The following is a 19734-nucleotide window of genomic DNA, read 5'->3' as shown; positions in this document are numbered from 1 at the left end:
CGCGCTCACCGAAGGAACGCGGCCGCCACACCCGCGTCGACCGGGATGTGCAGCCCGGTGGTGTGCGTGAGGTCCCCGCCGGTGAGCGCGAAGACCGCGTTCGCCACATGCTCCGGCAGCACCTCCCGCTTCAGGATGGTCCGCTGCGCGTAGAACTCGCCCAGCTTCTCCTCCGGCACCCCGTACACGGCGGCCCGCCGAGCTCCCCAGCCGCCCGCGAAGATCCCGGACCCCCGCACCACACCGTCCGGGTTGACCCCGTTCACCCGGATCCCGTGCTCGCCCAGCTCGGCAGCCAGCAGCCGTACTTGATGAGCCTGGTCGGCCTTGGTGGCGGAGTAGGCGATGTTGTTCGGGCCGGCGAAGACGGCGTTCTTCGACGCGATGTAGACGATGTCCCCGCCCAGTCCCTGCGCGATCATCACGCGGGCCGCTTCCCGCGAGACGAGGAAGGAACCACGGGCCATGATGTCGTGCTGGAGGTCCCAGTCCCTGGCCGAAGTCTCCAGCAGCGGCTTGGAGATGGAGATGCCGGCGTTGTTCACCACGAGGTCGACGCCGCCGAAGGCGAGCGCGGCGGCCTCGAACGCACCGGCGATCTGTGCCTCGTCCGTCACGTCCACGGTGACGGCGACGGCCCTGTCGGGGCCGCCCAGCTCTTCCGCCACGGCGGACGCGTTCTCGCCGTCGAGATCGGCGACGACGACACATGCCCCCTCGGCCACGAGCCGGTGCGCGATCGCCTTCCCGATCCCGCTGCCCGCACCGGTCACGAATGCCACCCGGGTGGCCAGCGGCTTCGGCTTCGGCATCCGCCGGAGCTTGGCCTCTTCGAGCGCCCAGTACTCGATGCGGAACTTCTCCGACTCCTCGATCGGCGCGTACGTGGACACGGCCTCGGCCCCACGCATCACGTTGACCGCGTTGACGTAGAACTCACCGGCCACCCGGGCGGTCTGCTTGTCCCTGCCGAAGGAGAACATGCCCACGCCGGGAACGAGCACGATCGCCGGGTCGGCGCCGCGCATGGCGGGGGAGCCGGGCAGCGAGTGCCGCCGGTAGTAGGCGGCGTACTCCACCCGGTAGGCGGCGTGCAGTTCCCGCAGCCGGGCGACGGCCTCCTCCAGGGGCGCGCTCGGCGGCAGGTCCAGCACGAGCGGCCGCACCTTGGTGCGCAGGAAGTGGTCGGGGCAGGAGGTGCCCAGTGCGGCGAGCCGGGGATGCCCGGCCCGCGCCAGGAAGTCGAGAACGATCTCGGGGTCGTCGAAGTGCCCGACCTGCGGCCGGTCCTGGGAGGCGATGGACCGCACGAACGGCGCGAGGGCGGCGGCCCGCTCCCGCCGCTCGCGCCCGGGCAGCGCCTCGTACCCCTCGATCACCGCCCCGAACGGCTCCGCCTTCCCCTTCTCCGCCAGGAAGGCCTCGGCGGTGCGGATGATGTGCAGCGAGTTCCGCTCGCACTCCTCGGACGTCGATCCCCAGGCGGTGATCCCGTGCCCGCCGAGGACGCATCCGACGGCCTGCGGGTTGGCCTCCTTGATCGCGGCGATGTCCAGCCCCAGCTGGAACCCGGGCCGCCGCCACGGCACCCACACCACACTGTCGCCGAAGCACTCGGCGGTCAGCTTCTCCCCGTCGGCGGCGCAGGCGAACGCGATGCCGGAGTCCGGGTGCAGATGGTCGACGTGCGGGGCGTCCACGAGTCCGTGCATGGCGGTGTCGATGGAGGGAGCCGCCCCGCCCTTGCCGTGCAGGCAGTAGTCGAAGGCGGCGACCATCTCGTCCTCGCGCTCGACACCCGGGTACACGCCGGCGAGTGCCCGCAGCCGGTCCAGCCGCAGCACGGCGAGCCCAGCGTCGGTGAGCGTGCCGAGGTCACCACCGGACCCCTTCACCCACATCAGCTCGACGTCACCGCCGGTGACCGGGTCGGTGCCGGTGCCTTTGGCGGAGGCGTTCCCGCCGGCGTAGTTGGTGTTACGGGGATCGGAGCCGAGCCGGTGGGACCGGCCGAGAAGAGCGGCGGCTTCGGGATGCGGTGCCATGAACTTCCAGTCCTAACTTGAAAGGGGATCAGTGCAGTTCCTCAGGGGCGCGGGGAACTGCGCGACCAGCCACACACGGCCCGCACCCCGCAACGAACAGAACCGGGCAGACGCTTACGCTCAGGCCCCCCACCCCGCCTGCTCCCCACCAACCCGCTCGGCAACGATCCTCTCCGCCCACCCCGACCGCGCATACGCGGCCAAGGGATCCGCGTCCAACCCCATCTCTTCCCGAACCTCCGCAAGCAGCGGCCGCACATCCGTGTTGTACGCATCCATCAACACGGCATTGGCGCCCAGCACATCACCGGAAACCTGCGCCGCGGCCAACGCCGACCGGTCGACCAGCAGAGCCTTCGCCGTCGCCTCCTGCACATTCATCACCGACCGGATGATCGCCGGGATCTTCGCCTCGATGTTGTGGCACTGGTCGAGCATGAACGCGACCTCGGAGGTGAACCCACCCCCACGCACGACCTCGTACATGATCCGGAACAACTGGAAGGGATCAGCGGCCCCCACCATCAGGTCGTCGTCCGCGTAGAACCGCGAGTTGAAGTCGAACCCCCCGAGCTTCCCCTCCCTGAGCAGTGTGGCCACGATGAATTCGATGTTGGTCCCGGGCGCATGGTGCCCCGTGTCCACCACGACCTGTGCCCTGGGCCCGAGCTTCAGACAGTGGGCGTACGCCGTACCCCAGTCCGGGACGTCGGTCGTGTAGAACGCCGGCTCGAAGAGCTTGTACTCCAGCAACATCCGCTGCCCGTCCCCGAGCCGCGCGTACACCTCGGAGAGCCCCTCTGCGAGCCGGTCCTGCCGCGCCCGTACGTCGTCCTGCCCCGGATAGTTGGTACCGTCGGCGAACCACAGCTTCAGATCGGCGGAGCCCGTCGCGTCCATGATGTCGACGCACTCCAGCAGATGACCGACGGCCTTGCGGCGCACCGCCGCATCCGGATGACAGATGCTTCCCAGCCTGTAGTCGTCGTCCTGGAAGGTGTTGGAGTTGATCGCGCCGAGCCTCAGGCCGTGCTCCCCGGCGAACTTCGCCAGGGCCGCGTAGTCCTCGACCTTGTCCCAGGGGATGTGCAGGGCGACGGTCGGGGCCACGCCGGTGAGTGCGTGCACCTGTGCCGCGTCCGCCAGCTTCTCGTGCGGATCGCGTGGCACGCCCGGCCGGGCGAACACCTTGAACCGGGTCCCCGAGTTCCCGTACGCCCATGACGGTGTCTCGACGGCCTGGGTCTTGAGCGCGGCCTTCACCGCGGCGAGGTCGGTCACTGAAGGGCTCCTGTGGGGTCCGGTCGAACGACGGAACATGTGAAACGATTCAGAACAGCAAGCTATGAGCCCTCCCGAGGGGTGTCAAGCGCTCCGGCCCGCCCTGTTATCCGTGCCCCGACCGTGAACTTCGGCTATCGAAATCTTTTCGACACGGACCCATTGACGTGACATGGCCGGGATGCCTAACGTCCCGGCCATCCAGTTGAAACCTTTCACGACGCCGTGGGGACCGCCGCGGGCGTCGTCGAGGAGCCATCCATGACCCACCCGCCTGACCCGGGACCGGCCCCGGTGCTGGCCCTGAGGGACGTGTCCAAGTCCTTCGGCGCCGTACGCGCCCTGCGCGGCGTCTCCCTGGAGCTGTTCCCCGGCGAGGTGCACGCCCTCGCCGGCGAGAACGGCGCGGGCAAGTCGACCCTGATCAAGACGCTCGCCGGCGTGCACCGACCGGACGCCGGTCAGGTGCTGCTCGACGGCGAGCCCGTCGTCTTCCACGGACCCGGTGACGCCCGCGACGCCGGTATCGCCGTGATCTACCAGGAACCGACCCTCTTCCCCGACCTGTCGATCGCCGAGAACATCTTCATGGGCCGCCAGCCCCGCCGTGCCCTCGGCCGGATCGACCACAAGGCCACGCACGCGGCCACCGCGGCCCTGATGCGGCGGCTCGGCGTGGATCTCGACCCCGACCGCCCGGCCCGTGGTCTGTCGATCGCCGACCAGCAGATCGTGGAGATCGCCAAGGCCCTCTCCTTCGACGCCCGTGTCCTGATCATGGACGAGCCCACGGCCGCCCTGACCGGCGGTGAGGTCGCCCGCCTCTTCGGCGTCGTGGGCGCCCTGCGCGAACAGGGCGCCGCCGTCCTGTTCATCTCCCACCGGCTGGAGGAGATCTTCCAGATCTGCCGGCGGGTGACCACGCTGCGGGACGGGGCGTGGATCGCCGGCGAGCCCCTCGACGGCATGACCGAGGACGACCTGGTCCGCCGCATGGTCGGCCGCGACCTCGACGAGCTGTACCCCAAGCAGGACGTCACACCCGGCGAAGTCGCGCTGAGCGTACGCCGGCTGACCCGGGAGGGCGTCTTCACCGACGTCTCCTTCGAGGTCCGGCGCGGCGAGATCGTCGGCCTCGCCGGGCTCGTCGGCGCGGGTCGCACCGAGGTCGCCCGCGCGGTCTTCGGCGTCGACCGCTGGGACGCGGGGGAGGTCGAGGTCGACGGCCGCGGGCTCACCAACGGCGCGCCCTCCACCGCGATGGCCGCCGGGCTCGCCCTGGTCCCCGAGGACCGGCGCGCGCAGGGCCTGGTGATGGGCATGTCGATCGAACGCAACATCGGCCTGACCGGGCTGAGTACGACGGTGAAGGCCGGACTGGTGGACCGTGGCGCCGAACGCAGCCGCTCCGTCGACTGGGCGGTGAAGCTCCGGGTGAAGTACGCCCGGATCGCCGACGCCGTCTCCACGCTCTCCGGCGGCAACCAGCAGAAGGTCGTCCTCGCCAAGTGGCTGGCCACCGGCCCGAAGGTACTGATCGTGGACGAGCCCACCCGCGGCATCGACGTCGGCACCAAGGCCGAGGTGCACCGGCTGCTGTCGCAGCTCGCCGCCGACGGGGTCGCCGTCCTGATGATCTCCTCCGATCTGCCCGAGGTCCTCGGCATGGCCGACCGCGTGCTGGTGATGCACGAGGGCCGGATCACCGCCGAGATCCCCCGCTCCGAAGCCACCGAGGAAACCGTGATGGCCGCAGCCACCGGGAGGGCCGCCGCATGACGGTGACCGCACCCGACCACGCACCGCCCGCCGAGGTTCCGGGGGCCGGCGGCACCCGGCTGGTCGACCGCCTCCTCAAGATGCGCGAACTCGCCATCCTGGTCGTCTTCCTGGTGATGATCGCCGTCACCCAGGCGGGCAACAGCGAGTTCCTGTCCGAACAGGGCGTCAAGGACCTGCTGCTCAACGCCACGATCCTGGTGCTGGTCGCCACCGGCCAGTCCCTGGTGGTGATCACGAGGAACGTCGACCTGTCCGTCGGCTCCACCCTCGGCATCAGCGCCTTCGCGGCCGGCACCTACCTCCACGGAGGCGGGAACCCCGTCGTCGGGATCGCCCTCGCCGTCCTGCTCGGTGTCGGCTGCGGCCTCCTCAACGGCCTGCTCGTCAGCCTCGGCCAGGTGCCCGCGCTGGTCGTCACCCTCGGCACCCTCTACATCATCCGCGGCATCGACTCGATCTGGGTGGGCTCCCGGCAGATCACCGCGGCCGATCTCCCCGGCGGATTCGTCGACTTCGGCTCCGGCGGACTCTCGGCGATCCCGTGGCCGGCCCTGATCGCCCTCGCCGTACTCGTCGCCACCGCCTACTACCTCAGACACTTCGCCGGCGGGCGTGAACTGTACGCCCTCGGCTCGAACCCGGAGGCCGCCCGCCTCGCCGGCATCCCCGTCCGCAAGCGGATCCTGGCCGCCTACACCCTCTGCGGCGCACTGGCCGGACTCGCCGGAGCCCTGTACCTGGCCCGGTTCGGCAACGTCGACTCCGGCACCGGCAACGGCTACGAACTCACCGTCGTCAGCGCGGTCGTGGTCGGCGGCGTCGCCTTCACCGGCGGCTCCGGCAGCGTCTACGGCGCGGCCCTCGGCGGACTCCTGCTCACCTCGATCAACAGCGTGCTGCCCGCCCTCGGCGTCAGCTCAGTCTGGGTGCTCGCCATCAACGGCGTCCTGCTGCTGCTCGCCATCGCCGTCGACCGGATCGTCGCGCTGCGGGTGGCTGCCGCCCTGAAGAAGAGGAGGGTCCGCCATGTCTGAGTCCCTGACACGCGCGGTCCGCTGGGACACCGTGGTCGGCGCGCTCCTGGTCCTCCTGTCGCTGGTGTCGTTCGGCACGGTCGACGGGTTCGGCAACGCCCTCAACCTGTCGTTCCTGATCGGCAACACGCTGCCCATCGCCCTGATCGCCCTGCCGATGACCCTCCTGGTGGTGGCCGGAGAGATCGACCTTTCCGTGGCCTCGACGGCCGGCCTGTCGGGCGCGGTGATGGGCAGGCTGTGGAACGAGGGCATGGCCATCGAGACGACCATCCCGGTCTGTCTGCTGCTCGGCATGGTGTGCGGGCTGGTCAACGGTCTGCTCGTCACCCGGCTCGGACTGCCCTCCCTCGCCGTCACCATCGGCACGCTAGCCGCCTACCGGGGCATCGCGCAGATCGTGCTCGGCTCGGACGCGGTGACCGACTTTCCCGCGCAGTACCTGGACTTCGCTGCGGGGCGGATCGGGAACACGTTCATCCCACAGGCCTTCCTGCCCTTCCTGGCGCTGCTCGCCGTCGCCGTGGTCGTCCTGCACGCAACCCCGTTCGGGCGGTCGCTGTTCGCGATCGGCGCGAATGAGGAGGCGGCTCGGTTCGCCGGCATCCGAGTCAAGAGGCACAAGTTGATCCTCTTCACGGTGACCGGGCTGATGGCCTCGCTCACCGGCATCTTCTGGGCGCTGCACTACGCCAGTGCGCGGTACGACAACGCCACCGGGCTCGAACTCTCCGTTGTCGCCGCCGTGTTGCTCGGCGGGATCGACTTCGACGGGGGCAAGGGCACGTTGGGCGGTGCGATCGCGGGTGTCTTCCTGCTCGGTGCGCTGCAGAACGTGATGAGCCTGTCGAACGTCTCCGCGCAGTCGCAGATCGTCGTCACCGGTGTTCTGCTCGTCGTATCCGTGCTCGGCCCGCGGGTCGCACACCAGGTGGCCATCGCGAGGGCGGCTCGCTCCGCCGGATAGGCCGTTCGAAAGCTGCGGGCCGTCTGTGGCCGGTCGCGCAGTTCCCCGCGCCCCTCAGGGCGCGTCCACTCATCCTCGTATCAAAGGACCCCGCCATGCGCACAGCAGCCCTCCGCCGCTCCGGCGCCGCCCTCGCCGCGCTCACCTCCCTCGCCCTCGCCCTCGCCCTCACCGCCTGCGGCGGCACCACCAAGAAGGACGTCGAGGACGACAACGCCTCGGCCGCCTCCGCAGGCAAGGCCGACCCGAACGCGGCCACCAAGAAGGGGCTGACCGTCGGCTTCCTGCCCAAGCAGGTCAACAACCCGTACTTCACCACCTCCGACAGGGGCGGCGAGCAGGCCCTCGCCGAACTGGGCTCCACGTACAAGGAGGTGGGCCCCAGCAGCGCCACCGACACCGCCGGACAGGTGAGTTACGTCAACACCCTCACCCAGCAGCAGGTGAACGCGATCGCCGTGTCCGCGCAGGACCCGGGGGCGCTGTGCACCGCGCTCAAGCAGGCCATGAGCAACGGCATCAAGGTCGTCAGCTACGACTCCGACACCGACCCCGGCTGCCGCAACGCCTTCGTCTCCCAGGCGTCCGCCGAGGACCTGGGCCGTACCGAGGTGCAGCTGCTGGCCGAGCAGATCGGGTACAAGGGCGAGATCGCGGTCCTGTCCGCCGCGCAGACCGCGACGAACCAGAACACCTGGATCGGCTACATGAAGGACGAGCTGAAGGACCCCAAGTACAAGGACATCAGGCTGGTCAAGATCGCCTACGGCAACGACGACGCCCAGCAGTCCTTCCAGCAGACCCAGGGCCTGCTCCAGGAGCACCCGAACCTGAAGGGGATCATCTCTCCGACCACCGTCGGCATCAAGGCGGCAGCGCAGTACCTGTCCGGCTCCAAGTACAAGGGCAAGGTCAAGCTGACGGGCCTCGGCACGCCCGACGACATGCGCAAGTACGTCAAGAACGGCACCGTCGACGCCTTCGAGCTGTGGGACCCGGCCAAGCTCGGCGACCTCGCCGCCCGCACCGCCGTCGCCCTGGTGTCCGGGCAGATCACCGGCAAGGAGGGCGAGACCTTCAAGGCCGGCGACACCACGTACACCATCGGCAAGGACGGTGTGATCAACCTGGGCAAGCCGACCGTGTTCGACGCAAAGAACATCGACCAGTTCAACTTCTAGCGATCGAGGGGCCGTTGATGCAACGCGTGTGCTTCCTGCTGAAGGTCCGGGCGGACCGGCTCGACGAGTACCGCGAGCGGCATGCCGCCGTGTGGCCACAGATGCTCGACGCCCTGCGGGCGGCCGGCTGGCACAACTACTCGCTCTTCCTGCGCGAGGACGGCCTGCTCGTCGGTTACCTGGAGACCGAGGACTTCGCCGCCTCCCGGGCCGGCATGGAGGCCACCGACGTCAACGCCCGGTGGCAGGCGGAGATGACGCCGTTCTTCGAGTCGCCGGCCGGCGCCCGGCCCGACGAGGCCATGGAACCGCTCACCGAAGTGTTCCACCTGGCCTGATCCCTGGAGTCCCGCTGATGAGAAGGCACACCGTGCAGGCGTCAGCCCGTCCGGCCGCCGCGGCGGCCCCCGGCCCGTCCGTCACCAAGAAGGGCATCACCCGACTCGACGGCCGGGCCGTCTACTTCGTCTCCTACGACGGCCTGGTCAACAACAACTCCTTCCAGAAGAACGGTCTGCTGACCTACCAGGGGCACCAGTACGCCGCCTGGTACACCTCGACCCGCAACGCCGTCGTCGCCCGCCGCGTCCTCGGCGGCTCCACCTGGTCGGCCGTCACCCTGCCCCACACCCTCAAGAGCGACGACTCCCACAACGTCGTCTCCATGGGCGTCTCCAGGACCGACGGCCGTCTCCACCTCGCCATGGACTCGCACAGCGACGGCTTCTTCTACGTCAAGTCGGTCGCCGGACTCCTCGACGACCCCGAGTGCACGTCCTGGACCTCGTCCGTCTTCGGCGCCGTGCGGACGACTCTCGACGGACTCGCGCTCACCCCGCAGTTCTGCTACCCCCAGTTCGTCTGCACGCCCGAGGGCAGGCTCCAGCTCGGCTACCGGGTGGGCGTCTCCGGCAACGGCCGCAACGCCCTTGCCGAGTACGACGGTTCGGCCTGGACCGCGCTGGGGGAGTGGACCAGCTCCACCGGCACCTATTCGAGCCCGCACGGCTCCAGCACCGCCCGCAACATGTACCTGCACGGCATCGACTACGACGCGAGCGGCCGGCTGCACGCCTTTTTCACCTGGCGCGAGCAGAACGCGGCCGTGATGCGCCACAGCGGCGGCATCACGAATCACGACACCGGCTACGTCCACTCCACCGACCGGGGCCGCACCTGGCGCAACGACGCGGGCACGGTCGTGGGCACCACCGGTACCTCGGACACGGTCGCCGTCGGCGACGCCGGACTCGTCGTCGACGCCCTGGACCCGGACCACTGCCTGATGAACCAGGAGAGCCAGACCACCGACTCGTCCGGCCTGCCGCACGCGATCATCAGCCACGTCCCAGGCCGCCTCGGCCCGTGCACCACGAACTACATCGCCGACCGCACCGCGGGCGGCCGCGCCTTCCATCTCCGCAAGAACTCCGCAGGCAGCTGGCAGAAGACCGAGATCCCGGTCGCACTGAACTCCAGCCAGCGCACCAAGCTGGTCCTGGACAGACACGACAACGCCTACGCGATCTTCCCGTACGGCCGGATCGCGGGTGCCTCGAAGTCCTCCGGGTACACGGACTGGGCACTGCTGTACGACGGCGGTGACCTGCACGCGTTCGGGGAGGTCGTGATCGACGAGATGCGCGTGCGGGCCGACGACGTGCTGTCCTTCATGTACCAGGAGAAGTCGAGCGGCACCACCCCCTCGCCGCTGCATGTCGTGGACTTCGCACTCCCCGCGTGACCGGTCTGTTCTGGGCGGCGATGACGGTAATGTGAAGGCCTTCCCGCCGCCCCTCGTTCCCTGGAGGTCCCCGCCCGATGGCCCAGTCGGTGGGTATCAAGGACGTCGCCCGCGCCGCCGGAGTGTCGGTGGGCACGGTGTCGAACGTCATCAACCGCCCGGACACCGTCGCCGGCGAGACCCGGGCCCGGGTGCTGTCCGCGATCGACCGGCTCGGCTACGTCCGCAGCGAGTCCGCACGCCAGCTGCGCGCGGGCCGCAGCCGGATCATGGGCCTGCTCGTCCTGGACATGGGCAACCCCTTCTTCGTGGACGTCGCACGCGGGGCGGAGCGGGCCGCACGCGAGGCCGGGGTCGGCGTGATGGTCTGCAACAGCGCGCAGAGCGCGGCCGAGGAGGCCGAGTACCTCTCCCTCTTCGCCGAGCAGCGGGTGCGCGGGGTGCTGCTCACCCCGGCCGACGCCACCGGCCGCAACATCGAGACCTTCCGCCGGCACGGCATCCCGTTCGTGCTGGTCGACCGGGTCGCCGAAGGCACCACCGAGTGCTCGGTCTCCGTGGACGACGTGGCGGGCGGCGCCCTCGCCGTCCGGCACCTGGTCGACGCCGGGCACCGCTCCGTCGCCTACGTCAGCGGCCCGCCCGGACTCAACCAGGTCCGCGACCGCCGCACCGGCGCGCTGAACGCCCTCGCCGAGGCCGGACTCGGCCCGGACGCGCTGCGCGAGCTGCCCACCGAGCGGCTCGACGTGGCCGCCGGCCGGGACGCGGGCGCCCGCCTGCTCGGCCTCGCCGATCGCCCCACGGCCGTCTTCTGCGCCAACGACCTGCTCGCGCTCGGAGTCCTGCAGGCCATGTACGCGGCGGGCGTCACCGTTCCCGACGACCTCGCGATCGTCGGCTACGACGACATCGAGTTCGCCGCCGCGGCCGCCGTACCGCTGACCTCCGTACGGCAGCCCGCCGTCACCATGGGCGCACTTGCCGCCGAGCTGCTGCTGGAGGAGACCGAGACCGAGGGCGGAGCCGGCGCCCATGAACACCGGCGCGTGGTGCTCCAGCCGGAGCTGGTGGTGCGCCGCTCCAGCCTGGCCGCCCGCTGACCGGAAGTTCAGTAACGAACCATGATCCCGGGGCTCGGCTCACCGCCGTCCATGTGCTGAACTGGGACGCGTCCGACCCATCCGTCCCGGGAGACCCGTTGAGCATCAGTTACCGCCAGCCCGGCGTCGTCCTCACCGACCGTCACTTCACCGTGCCCCTCGACCACGGCGACCCCGACGGCGAGACCATCGAGCTGTACGCCCGGGAGGCCGTCGCCAGTGACAAGGCGGGCCAGGACCTGCCCTGGCTGCTGTATCTGCAGGGCGGGCCCGGCTTCGGGGCGAACCGTTTCGCCGGACGGCAGGCCTGGCTCGACCGCGCCCTCGAGGACTACCGCGTCCTCCTGCTCGACCAGCGCGGCACCGGCCGCTCCGCCCCCGCCACCCGGCAGACGCTCCCGCTGCGCGGCGGACCCGCCGAGCAGGCCGGTTACCTCACCCGCTTCCGCGCCGACTCGATCGTCCGCGACTGCGAGGCCATCCGCACCGAGGTGACGGGCGGCGCCCCCTGGACCGTGCTCGGCCAGAGCTTCGGCGGCTTCTGCACGGTGTCGTACCTCTCCACGGCCCCCGAGGGGCTCAGCGCCGCCGTCATCACCGGCGGACTGCCCTCCCTCGACGCCCACGCCGACGACGTCTACCGGGCTGCCTACCCGCGCATCGAGCGCAAGGTCGCCGCGCACTACGCCCGTTACCCCCAGGACGTGGAGCGGGCCCGCCGTATCGCCGACCACCTCCTCACCCACGACGTCGTGCTGCCGGGCGGCTACCGCCTCACGGTCGAGGCGTTCCAGTCCCTGGGCCTGATGCTCGGCGCGAGCGACGGCAGCCACCAGCTGCACTACCTCCTGGAGGACGCCTTCGTCCGCACTCCCGGCGGCTTCGACCTGTCCGACGCCTTCCAGGAAGAGGTCCAGGGCCTGCTGTCGTATGCGGGGCACCCGCTGTACGCGCTCGTCCACGAGGCGATCTACGGCCAGGACGCCCGCCCCACCGCCTGGGCCGCCGAGCGGGTCCGCTCGGAGTTCCCGCAGTTCGACGCGGCCAAGGCGATCGCCGGCGACGCCCCGGTGCTGTTCACGGGCGAGACGGTCCACCCCTGGATGTTCGACACCGACCCGGCCCTGTGCCCGCTGCGCGAAACCGCCGAACTGCTCGCCACCCGCACCGACTGGCAGCCGCTGTACGACCCCGCCCGCCTCGCCGCCAACGAGGTCCCGGTCTCCGCGGCGGTCTACCACGACGACATGTACGTGGACACCGCCCACTCCCTGCAGACCGCCCGCGCCGTCCGGGGCCTGCGCACCTGGGTGACTGACGAGTTCGAGCACGACGGCCTGCGCGCCGGAGCACCCCGGGTCCTGGACCGGCTGCTCGCGCTGACCCGCGACGAGGTGTGAGGCAGGTTGCTGCAGACCGGGTCCTCCCCGAGGGCCCTGCCGTACGTGGCCGTCCTGCTGAACACCGGGGGAGCGTCCGCCGACCCGCACACCGCCGCCGTACCGCCCGCTAGAAACCCACGCTGAAAAAGGAGTTGCGCCATGGGTTCGGCCGCATAGTCTGCGCCCATGAGCGAGCCGAAGATCACCCAGCTCCAGCCTTTGCCCGACGACTGGCAGCGTGCCCTCGCGGTGGTCGCGCACCCCGACGACCTGGAGTACGGGTGCTCGGCCGCGGTCGCCGCCTGGACCGACGCCGGCCGGTCGGTCGCCTATGTCCTGGCCAGCAGCGGCGAGGCGGGCATCGACACCCTCGACCCCGCGACCTGCGGTCCGTTGCGCGAACGCGAGCAGCGGGCGAGCGCTGCCGTCGTCGGCGTCACCACCGTGGAGTTCCTCGGCCACCGGGACGGTGTCATCGAGTACGGCCAGGCGCTGCGCCGCGACATAGCCGCCGCGATCCGCCGCCACCGTCCGGAACTCGTCGTCACCCTCAACCACCGCGACACATGGGGCGGTGTCGCCTGGAACACCCCCGATCACGTCGCCGTGGGCCGCGCCACCCTGGACGCGGCCGCGGACGCCGGCAACCGCTGGATCTTCCCGGAACTCGAGGAGCAGGGACTGGAGCCCTGGAACGGCGTCCGCTGGGTTGCCGTCGCCGGTTCCAGCAGCCCCACGCACGCCGTGGACGCGACGGCCGGCCTGGAGCGCGCGGTGGGCTCTCTGCTGGAACACCGCACCTACATAGAGGCGTTGACCGAACAGGACCCGGAGACGTACGTCCGCGCATTCCTGACCGAGACGACCACCGCCACCGGGGAACGCTTCGGCGGGAAGCCGGCGGTGGCCTTCGAACTGTTCCGCCGATAGCCGAGCCGACGAACCACCACCGAACGGGGACCCCATGAACGGCACCGACCTCCTGGCCGACCGCTTCGAGGAGCACCGCGGGCAACTGCGCGCGGTGGCCTACCGGATGCTCGGCTCGCTCGCCGAGGCCGAGGACGCGGTCCAGGAGGCGTGGCTGCGGCTCGGCCGCAGCGACACGCAGGAGATCAGGAACCTCGGCGGCTGGCTGACCACGGTCGTCGGCCGGGTCTGCCTGGACATGCTGCGCTCGCGCACAGCCCGCCGCGAGGAGCCGATGGACGACACGTTCGTCCCCGACCCGATGGTCCGCCCGCTGTCCCAGGTGGATCCGGAGGCGGAGGTGCTGGAGGCGGACTCGGTCGGGCTCGCCCTGCTCGTCGTCCTGGAGACCCTGGACCCGGCCGAGCGGCTGGCGTTCGTCCTGCACGACATGTTCGCGGTGCCGTTCGACGACATCGCCGCGATCGTGGAGCGCACCCCGGCGGCCACCCGGCAGCTGGCCAGCCGGGCCCGCCGCCGGGTGCAGGGGGCGGCTCCCGCGGTCGACCCGGATCTCGGCAGGCAGCGGCAGGTGGTCGACGCCTGGCTGGCCGCCTCGCGCGGCGGCGACTTCGACGCGCTCCTCGCCCTGCTCCACCCGGACGCGACGCTGCGTGCCGACGCCGGGTCCCTGGTGCGCGGTGCGGCCGCCTCCAAGACCGTGCACGGGGCGCGGACGGTCGCCGAACAGGCCTCGATGTTCTCCCGGTTGGCGGTGTACGCCCGCCCGGCGCTGGTCAACGGTGCGGTGGGCCTGGTCACCGCGCCCGAGGGACGGCCGGTGTCGGTCACGGCGTTCACGATCGTGGACGGACGGATCACCGGCCTGTACATCCTCGCCGACCCCGACCGCATCGCCGGGCTGGACCTGCCCGAGCTGGAGGGATGACCGTACCGCCGTGGTCAGGACGGTTTTGCAGGTCAGTAGGCTGGACGGCATGCCGGATCAGACCACCGACCGTTCCGCCCTGCGCGGCGACTGCGCCCAGTGCTTCGGGCTGTGCTGCGTCGCCCTGCCCTTCGCGGCCTCCGCGGACTTCGCCCTCGACAAGCCCGCGGGCAAGCCCTGCCCCAACCTCAGGGGCGACCACCGCTGCGGCATCCACGCGGACCTGCGGGACAAGGGCTTCACCGGCTGCACGGTCTACGACTGCTTCGGCGCGGGGCAGAAGGTCTCGCAGATCACCTTCGGCGGGCAGGACTGGCGTACGGGCCCGAAGGAGCACGCCCGCCGGATGTTCGACGTGTTCCCGGTCGTGCGCCAGCTCCACGAACTGCTCTGGTACCTGACCGAGGCACTGGGCCTCGACGCCGCCCGGCCCGTCCACGCCGATCTGCGCCGGGCGCTGGAGGAGACCGAGCGACTCACCCGGCAGAGCCCCGAGGACCTGGCCGCGCTGGACGTGGCCGCCCACCGGCAGCAGGTCAACGTGCTCCTGCTGCGCACCAGCGAACTGGTCCGGGCGAGCGTGACCGACGCCAAGGGGAGCAAGGGCAGGAAGGGCAAGGGGAAGGACCGGCGCGGCGCCGACCTCATCGGGGCCCGGCTCAGGGGCGCCGACCTGCGCGGTGCCAGTCTGCGCGGTGCCTACCTGATCGCCGCGGACCTCACCGGCGCCGACCTGCGCGGAGCCGACATGATCGGCGCCGACCTGCGCGACGCCGACCTCACCGACGCCGACCTCACCGGCGCCTTCTTCCTCACCCAGCCGCAGCTGAACGCGGCCCGGGGGAGCGCAGGCACCAGGCTGCCGGAGTCACTCGCCCGCCCCGTGCACTGGGCAGCGGCCGGCTGACCCCGAGCCGTCGTCCGGGACCGTGACCGGTGCGGCCGGCACCGGGGCGGTGCGGCGCTCCAGGTGCATCCGCAGGCCCTCCGGCATCAGCGTCAGACGCTCGGTGACCCGGAGCCGGTAGTCCGGGTCCGGCCGCAGCTCGTAGCGGCGCAGCAGCAGGCCGAGGACGAGAGTCGCCTCGTGCAGCGCGAACTGGCGGCCGATGCAGGCCCGCGCGCCGGTCCCGAACGGCTTGAAGGTGTGCGGGGGACGGGCGCGTACGGCGGCGGCGTCGAACCGGTCCGGGTCGAACCGCTCGGGGTCCTCGCCCCACACCTCCGGGTCGCGGTGCAGCATCGGCAGCAGCACCAGCGCCCAGGCGCCGCGCCGCATGGGGTGCTCGCCGGCCAGCACCGTGTCCTGCCGGGCCTCCCGGGCGTAGCCGGGCGCGGTCGGCCACAGCCGCAGCGACTCGTCCAGCACCCGGCGGACGTAGCGCAGCTTGGCGACCTGGTCGTAGCCGGGTTCCGGGGTGTCGCCCCAGACGCGGTCCACCTCGGCGCGGGCCCGGGCGGCGACCTCCGGGTGCCGGGCCAGGTAGTACAGGGCGAAGGAGAGCGCGCCCGAGGTGGTCTCGTGGCCCGCCACCAGGAACGTGATCACCTGCTTGCGGACGTTCTCCGGCGACAGCCGCTCCCCGGTCTCGGGGTGGGCCGTCGCCAGCATGCGGTCCAGCAGGTCCCCGTCCCCGCCGCCCGTGCGGCGCCGGGCCGCCACCAGCTCGTCGACCGTGCGGTCGAGATGGGCGATGTCGGCCGCGTTGCGCCGGGAGGCGCCGCGCAGCAGCAGCGGCGCCAGCGGCCCGGGCACGCTGTTCAGCCGCTGGGCATAGCTGAGCGTGCCCACCATCGCCGACACGAAGGGGTGCGGCCGGTCCCGCTCGAAGGAGCCGAAGTCGTGCCCGAACCCGGTGCGCGAGATCGTCTCCAGGGTCAGCTTGGTCATGTCGCCGGGGACGTCCACCGCCCGCCCGGCCGCCAGCTCCCGGTCCCAGTGGCCGGTCAGCCGCTCGGCGACCGCCAGCATCATGCCGTGGTAACCCTCCATGGCCTCCCGGGTGAAGCCGGGCGCGAGGACGTCGTGGGCCAGCTGCCAGTTCGGCTCGTGGTTGTACGCCGTGAACAGGCCGTCGCCGGCGACCGGGCGCAGATTGGCGATCCCGAGGCCCACGTGCTTGGCGAACCGGGACTCGTCGGCGAGATCGGCGACCAGGCGTGAGCCCCACAGGAACACGAACTCGTTCCCGAACGCCCGGCGCCGGAAGACCGGGCCCAGTTCCCGCCCGAAGCGCATCGAGTCCTGCACGGGCCTGCGCCGGTCGACGCCCAGCACGTCACCGGCCAGCGGCAGCCGGCGCGGCGGATGCGGGATGCGGTGCAGCTCCGGCCAGCCCTGCTCGGCACCCCGGAACCCCTTGGGCAGCCCGGTCTCCCTCGTCCCCGCCATGACGCGATCTCCCTTGATCCAGCGGATGGTCGAACCTGTGACGCGCGTGTTGTACGTGGGTTCAATAACGTGTTTCAGTGTGGTCCGCTTGTTGAACCCGCGTCAAGTAAGGTGACGGCATGGCCGCGAATCAGGGGGAGCGAGCCCGGCGCAGACTCAGCACCGAGGAACGCCGTGAGCAGCTGTTGTCGGTCGGGGCGTGCCTGTTCTCGGAGAGCCCCTACGACGACGTGTGGATCGAGCAGGTCGCCGAGATCGCCGGAGTCTCCCGCGGGCTGCTTTATCACTACTTCCCGACCAAGCGGGACTTCTTCGCGGCGGTCGTGGAGCGCGAGAGCGAGCGGATGCTGCGCATGACGGCGGCGGTCCCCGGGGTGCCGGTGCGCGAGCAGCTGGCCGCCGGCCTCGACGTCTATCTCGGGCACGTCGAGGCCCACGCCCACGGCTTCCGTGCCTTCCATCGCGCCGACGCGGCCGGCGACCAGGCCGTGCGCCGCGTCTACCGGCGGGCCCTCGCCGCCCAGGAGCAGCAGATCCTCGCCGCGCTGGCCGCGGACCCGGAGTTCGGTCCCGTCCTCGACAGCGCCCCGCACGTGCGCCTGGCCGTGCGCGGCTGGCTCGCCTTCACCACGGCCGTCTGTCTGGAGTGGCTGCGCGACGGCGGGCTGACCCGGGAGCAGGTGCGCGACCTGTGTGCGCGTGCCCTGCTGGGTGTCCTCGCGTAACTCCCCGTCCTTGCCGGGCGTGGTTGGCGCGCGCCCGGATCTTCGATAGGTTAGGCAAGGCTTACCTAAGGAGGTCTCGGGATGGGTGACACGCAGGACTGGGCGGCCGGACCCGGCGCGGCGGAGCGGGCACGGTCGGTGCTCGCCGCCGCGTGGTCGTGCCGGGTGACCGCGGACGGTGCCCGCGAGGAGTACGTCGGCGCGCACTCCGTGACCGAGGACGGCGGGGTGCTGCTCGACGTGCCCGAGGACGGCGCCCTGCTCGCGGCCGCGCTGTGCGCCCCGCGCGGGGAGCCGTCGGCCGTCCTGGAGTTCGCCGACGTGGCCCCCGTCCCGGTACGGCAGCGCATCCGGGCCAGGCTGTGGCTGGCCGGCTGGTTCGCGCCCGCCGACGACGGCTCGCTGCTCTTGCGGCCCACGCGTGTGGTGCTGCGGCAGCCGTCCGGTGCCGTCCTCGTCGACCTGGACGAGTTCGCCGCCGCCCGGCCCGACCCGCTGGCTCTCGCCGAGGCCCGGCTGCTGACCCACCTCGCCGACGCGCACGCGGATGCCGTCGAACGGCTCACCCGGCTCGTGCGGCCCGAGAGCCTGCACGCCGCGACCCGGGTGACGCCCCTCGCCGTGGACCGGCACGGCCTCACCCTGCGTGTCGAACGCACCCGCTCCCACGGTGATGTACGCCTGACGTTCCACACGCCCGCCGACGACGTCACCCAGCTCACCGAACGCATGCACGCGCTACTGGCCCAGGCGAGCGCCGCGGCCTGCCCGCGCGCGCTGCAGCGGCAGCGTGCGGAGGGCGACAGGTGAGGCGAACGGCCCGCGCTTGAGGGGAGGTCCGCCCCGTTCGGCGGCCGCTCGGCAGGCGCCGGCCGGTTGCGGTGCGTTCCCTCGGCGGCGCTACAGCGGCAATGCGCAGACAGCGACCGGCGACGCGAACGGCTCGCCCGTCAGCTTCAGTTCGCCGCTCTCGGCGTCCACCTGGAAGACGCTGACCGTGCCGGAGCGCTGGTTCGCCGCGAACAGCAACCGGCCGTCCGGCGAGAAGGCGATCTGGCGGGGGAAGTCCCCGGCCACCGGCACCGTGCCGAGCAGCCGCAGCCGGGCGCCGTCCGCCTCGACGGCATAGCGCGCGATGCTGTTGTGGCCGCGGTTGGCCAGGAAGGCGTACGAGCCGTTCGCGGTCACCAGGATCTGCGCCGGGTAGTTGGTGCCGGAGCCGGAGCCCGTGGGCTGCGCGGCGCCGATGGTGAGGCGCCCGGTGGCCGGGTCGTAGGCGCAGACGGTGACGGTGTCGTCCACCTCGTTGGCCAGATAGGCGTACCGGCCACCGGGATGGAAGGTCAGATGGCGCGGGCCCGCGCCCGGACGGGCGCGCGCCTGGGCCGCCTCGGTGAGCGTGCCCTTCGCCGGGTCGAGGCGGTAGGTGTAGACGGTGTCGGTGCCGAGATCGACGGCGAGGACATGACCGCCGTCGGGGCTCGTGAGGAACTGGTGCGCGTGCGGGCCCTGCTGTCCCGGGCCGGGTGCCGGGGTGGTGTGCGTGACCAGGTCGGTGCGCTCGCCGAGGGCACCCGAGGAGTCGATCGGGTGCACGGCCACGCTGCCCGACGCGTAGTTGGCGCTCAGCAGCCAGCGGCCGCCCGGGTGGACCGACAGATGGCAGGGGCCCGCCCCGCCGGTGCTCCGGCTGCCGAGGATCCGCCGGTCGGCGACGCGTACGGCGGTGACCGCACCCTCCTGGCGCTCGTCGACCGCGTACAGCGTGCGGCCGTCCGGGTGCAGTGCCAGATACGACGGGTCGGGCACATGGGGAATCGTCCCCGAGCCCGTGATCCGGCCCGACGCCGGATCGTAGGCGGCCAGTCCGATCCCGGTGCCGCCGCCCTCGACGGAGGTGTAGGTACCGAGGTAGAGCGGGTGGGGGAGGGGGTCCTTCCGACCCGGCCGGGACGCCGGCCGGGTCGCCGGTCCCCCGGCCGCCGGTGCGCCGTCCGCAGGCGGGGCCGCCGGTGCGGGCACCGCCACCACGGCGGCCGTGCCCGCCACCACTCCGACGAACCGGCGCCTGGTCCAGCCTCCCCCGGGCTCCCGGCCGCGCTCGGGCAGGGACGATCCCCGTCGCGTCGCCCGCGCGTCCCTGTCCATCCCGCACCTCAGGTCATCGGTTGCCCCGCTCGTGACAGCCACCTTGGCGTGGATCCGGCGCGAAAGGCAAGAACGGCAACAGGCGTTGCGCA

At 71.6% G+C, this 19734-nt stretch carries 17 protein-coding genes; 13 read left to right on the top strand and 4 right to left on the bottom strand.

Going from position 1 to position 19734, the window contains the following annotated elements; translation table 11 throughout:
• Window positions 1-5: 5 nt before the first annotated feature.
• Both AC07DS_RS01775 and rhaI read right to left on the bottom strand, forming a co-directional pair.
• Entirely contained in the window at window positions 6-2045 is a 2040-nt protein-coding gene (locus tag AC07DS_RS01775) for a bifunctional aldolase/short-chain dehydrogenase (protein ID WP_479141669.1), read from the bottom strand.
• 120 nt (window positions 2046-2165) lie between these two features.
• Window positions 2166-3326 (bottom strand): L-rhamnose isomerase, encoded by a 1161-nt coding sequence (gene rhaI, locus AC07DS_RS01770; RefSeq protein WP_479141666.1) that lies wholly within the window; start codon window positions 3324-3326, stop codon window positions 2166-2168.
• A gap of 261 nt (window positions 3327-3587) precedes the next feature.
• Here rhaI and AC07DS_RS01765 point away from each other — a divergent pair, with 261 nt between their 5' ends.
• The 11 genes from AC07DS_RS01765 to AC07DS_RS01715 all read left to right on the top strand — a co-directional run bounded on the left by AC07DS_RS01765 (window position 3588) and on the right by AC07DS_RS01715 (window position 15284).
• Window positions 3588-5105, top strand: coding sequence for a sugar ABC transporter ATP-binding protein (locus AC07DS_RS01765; RefSeq protein WP_479141664.1), 1518 nt, complete (start codon window positions 3588-3590; stop codon window positions 5103-5105).
• Window positions 5102-6142: an ABC transporter permease gene (locus AC07DS_RS01760; protein ID WP_479141662.1), complete on the top strand. Its 1041-nt coding sequence runs from the start codon at window positions 5102-5104 to the stop codon at window positions 6140-6142. The genes AC07DS_RS01765 and AC07DS_RS01760 overlap by 4 nt, the downstream gene beginning before the upstream one ends.
• On the top strand, window positions 6135-7109 hold the full coding sequence (locus AC07DS_RS01755; protein ID WP_479141660.1) for an ABC transporter permease: 975 nt from the start codon (window positions 6135-6137) through the stop codon (window positions 7107-7109). Before AC07DS_RS01760 ends, AC07DS_RS01755 begins: the two co-directional genes overlap by 8 nt.
• 95 nt (window positions 7110-7204) lie before the next feature.
• A complete protein-coding gene (gene rhaS / locus AC07DS_RS01750; RefSeq protein WP_479141658.1) occupies window positions 7205-8290 on the top strand; it encodes a rhamnose ABC transporter substrate-binding protein in 1086 nt (361 codons plus the stop codon).
• A gap of 17 nt (window positions 8291-8307) precedes the next feature.
• The gene (locus AC07DS_RS01745) at window positions 8308-8628 is read left to right on the top strand and encodes an L-rhamnose mutarotase (protein WP_479141656.1); all 321 of its coding nucleotides are present in this window, start codon (window positions 8308-8310) and stop codon (window positions 8626-8628) included.
• Window positions 8629-8645: 17 nt separating this feature from the next.
• The gene (locus tag AC07DS_RS01740) at window positions 8646-10034 is read left to right on the top strand and encodes a BNR repeat-containing protein (RefSeq protein WP_479141654.1); all 1389 of its coding nucleotides are present in this window, start codon (window positions 8646-8648) and stop codon (window positions 10032-10034) included.
• Between the two features lie 77 nt (window positions 10035-10111).
• Window positions 10112-11137, top strand: coding sequence for a LacI family DNA-binding transcriptional regulator (locus tag AC07DS_RS01735; protein WP_479141652.1), 1026 nt, complete (start codon window positions 10112-10114; stop codon window positions 11135-11137).
• Between the two features lie 98 nt (window positions 11138-11235).
• Window positions 11236-12537, top strand: coding sequence for an alpha/beta fold hydrolase (locus AC07DS_RS01730; RefSeq protein WP_479141650.1), 1302 nt, complete (start codon window positions 11236-11238; stop codon window positions 12535-12537).
• A gap of 168 nt (window positions 12538-12705) precedes the next feature.
• Window positions 12706-13449 carry a PIG-L deacetylase family protein gene (locus AC07DS_RS01725; RefSeq protein ID WP_479141648.1) on the top strand — a complete coding sequence of 248 codons (744 nt, stop codon included), beginning with the start codon at window positions 12706-12708 and terminating at the stop codon, window positions 13447-13449.
• 34 nt (window positions 13450-13483) lie between these two features.
• A complete protein-coding gene (gene sigJ, locus AC07DS_RS01720) occupies window positions 13484-14377 on the top strand; it encodes an RNA polymerase sigma factor SigJ (protein ID WP_479141646.1) in 894 nt (297 codons plus the stop codon).
• 49 nt (window positions 14378-14426) lie between these two features.
• Window positions 14427-15284: a pentapeptide repeat-containing protein gene (locus AC07DS_RS01715; protein WP_479141644.1), complete on the top strand. Its 858-nt coding sequence runs from the start codon at window positions 14427-14429 to the stop codon at window positions 15282-15284.
• Here AC07DS_RS01715 and AC07DS_RS01710 read toward each other — a convergent pair.
• Window positions 15246-16769 carry a cytochrome P450 gene (locus AC07DS_RS01710; RefSeq protein ID WP_479141642.1) on the bottom strand — a complete coding sequence of 508 codons (1524 nt, stop codon included), beginning with the start codon at window positions 16767-16769 and terminating at the stop codon, window positions 15246-15248. The genes AC07DS_RS01715 and AC07DS_RS01710 overlap by 39 nt on opposite strands.
• Before the next feature lie 119 nt (window positions 16770-16888).
• Here AC07DS_RS01710 and AC07DS_RS01705 point away from each other — a divergent pair, with 119 nt between their 5' ends.
• Together AC07DS_RS01705 and AC07DS_RS01700 are read left to right on the top strand one after the other, a co-directional pair.
• Window positions 16889-17494: a TetR/AcrR family transcriptional regulator gene (locus AC07DS_RS01705; protein ID WP_479141640.1), complete on the top strand. Its 606-nt coding sequence runs from the start codon at window positions 16889-16891 to the stop codon at window positions 17492-17494.
• Between the two features lie 81 nt (window positions 17495-17575).
• Window positions 17576-18304 (top strand): DUF2470 domain-containing protein, encoded by a 729-nt coding sequence (locus AC07DS_RS01700; RefSeq protein WP_479141638.1) that lies wholly within the window; start codon window positions 17576-17578, stop codon window positions 18302-18304.
• Between the two features lie 90 nt (window positions 18305-18394).
• Here the strand turns inward: AC07DS_RS01700 and AC07DS_RS01695 are convergent, their stop codons facing one another.
• Entirely contained in the window at window positions 18395-19543 is a 1149-nt protein-coding gene (locus AC07DS_RS01695) for a lactonase family protein (protein ID WP_479142135.1), read from the bottom strand.
• Window positions 19544-19734: the final 191 nt, after the last annotated feature.

The organism is Streptomyces sp. NPDC044064 (genome assembly GCF_056434245.1).
Note: the sequence above shows the minus strand (reverse complement) of the source record. Positions and strands in the feature narration are given on the sequence as shown.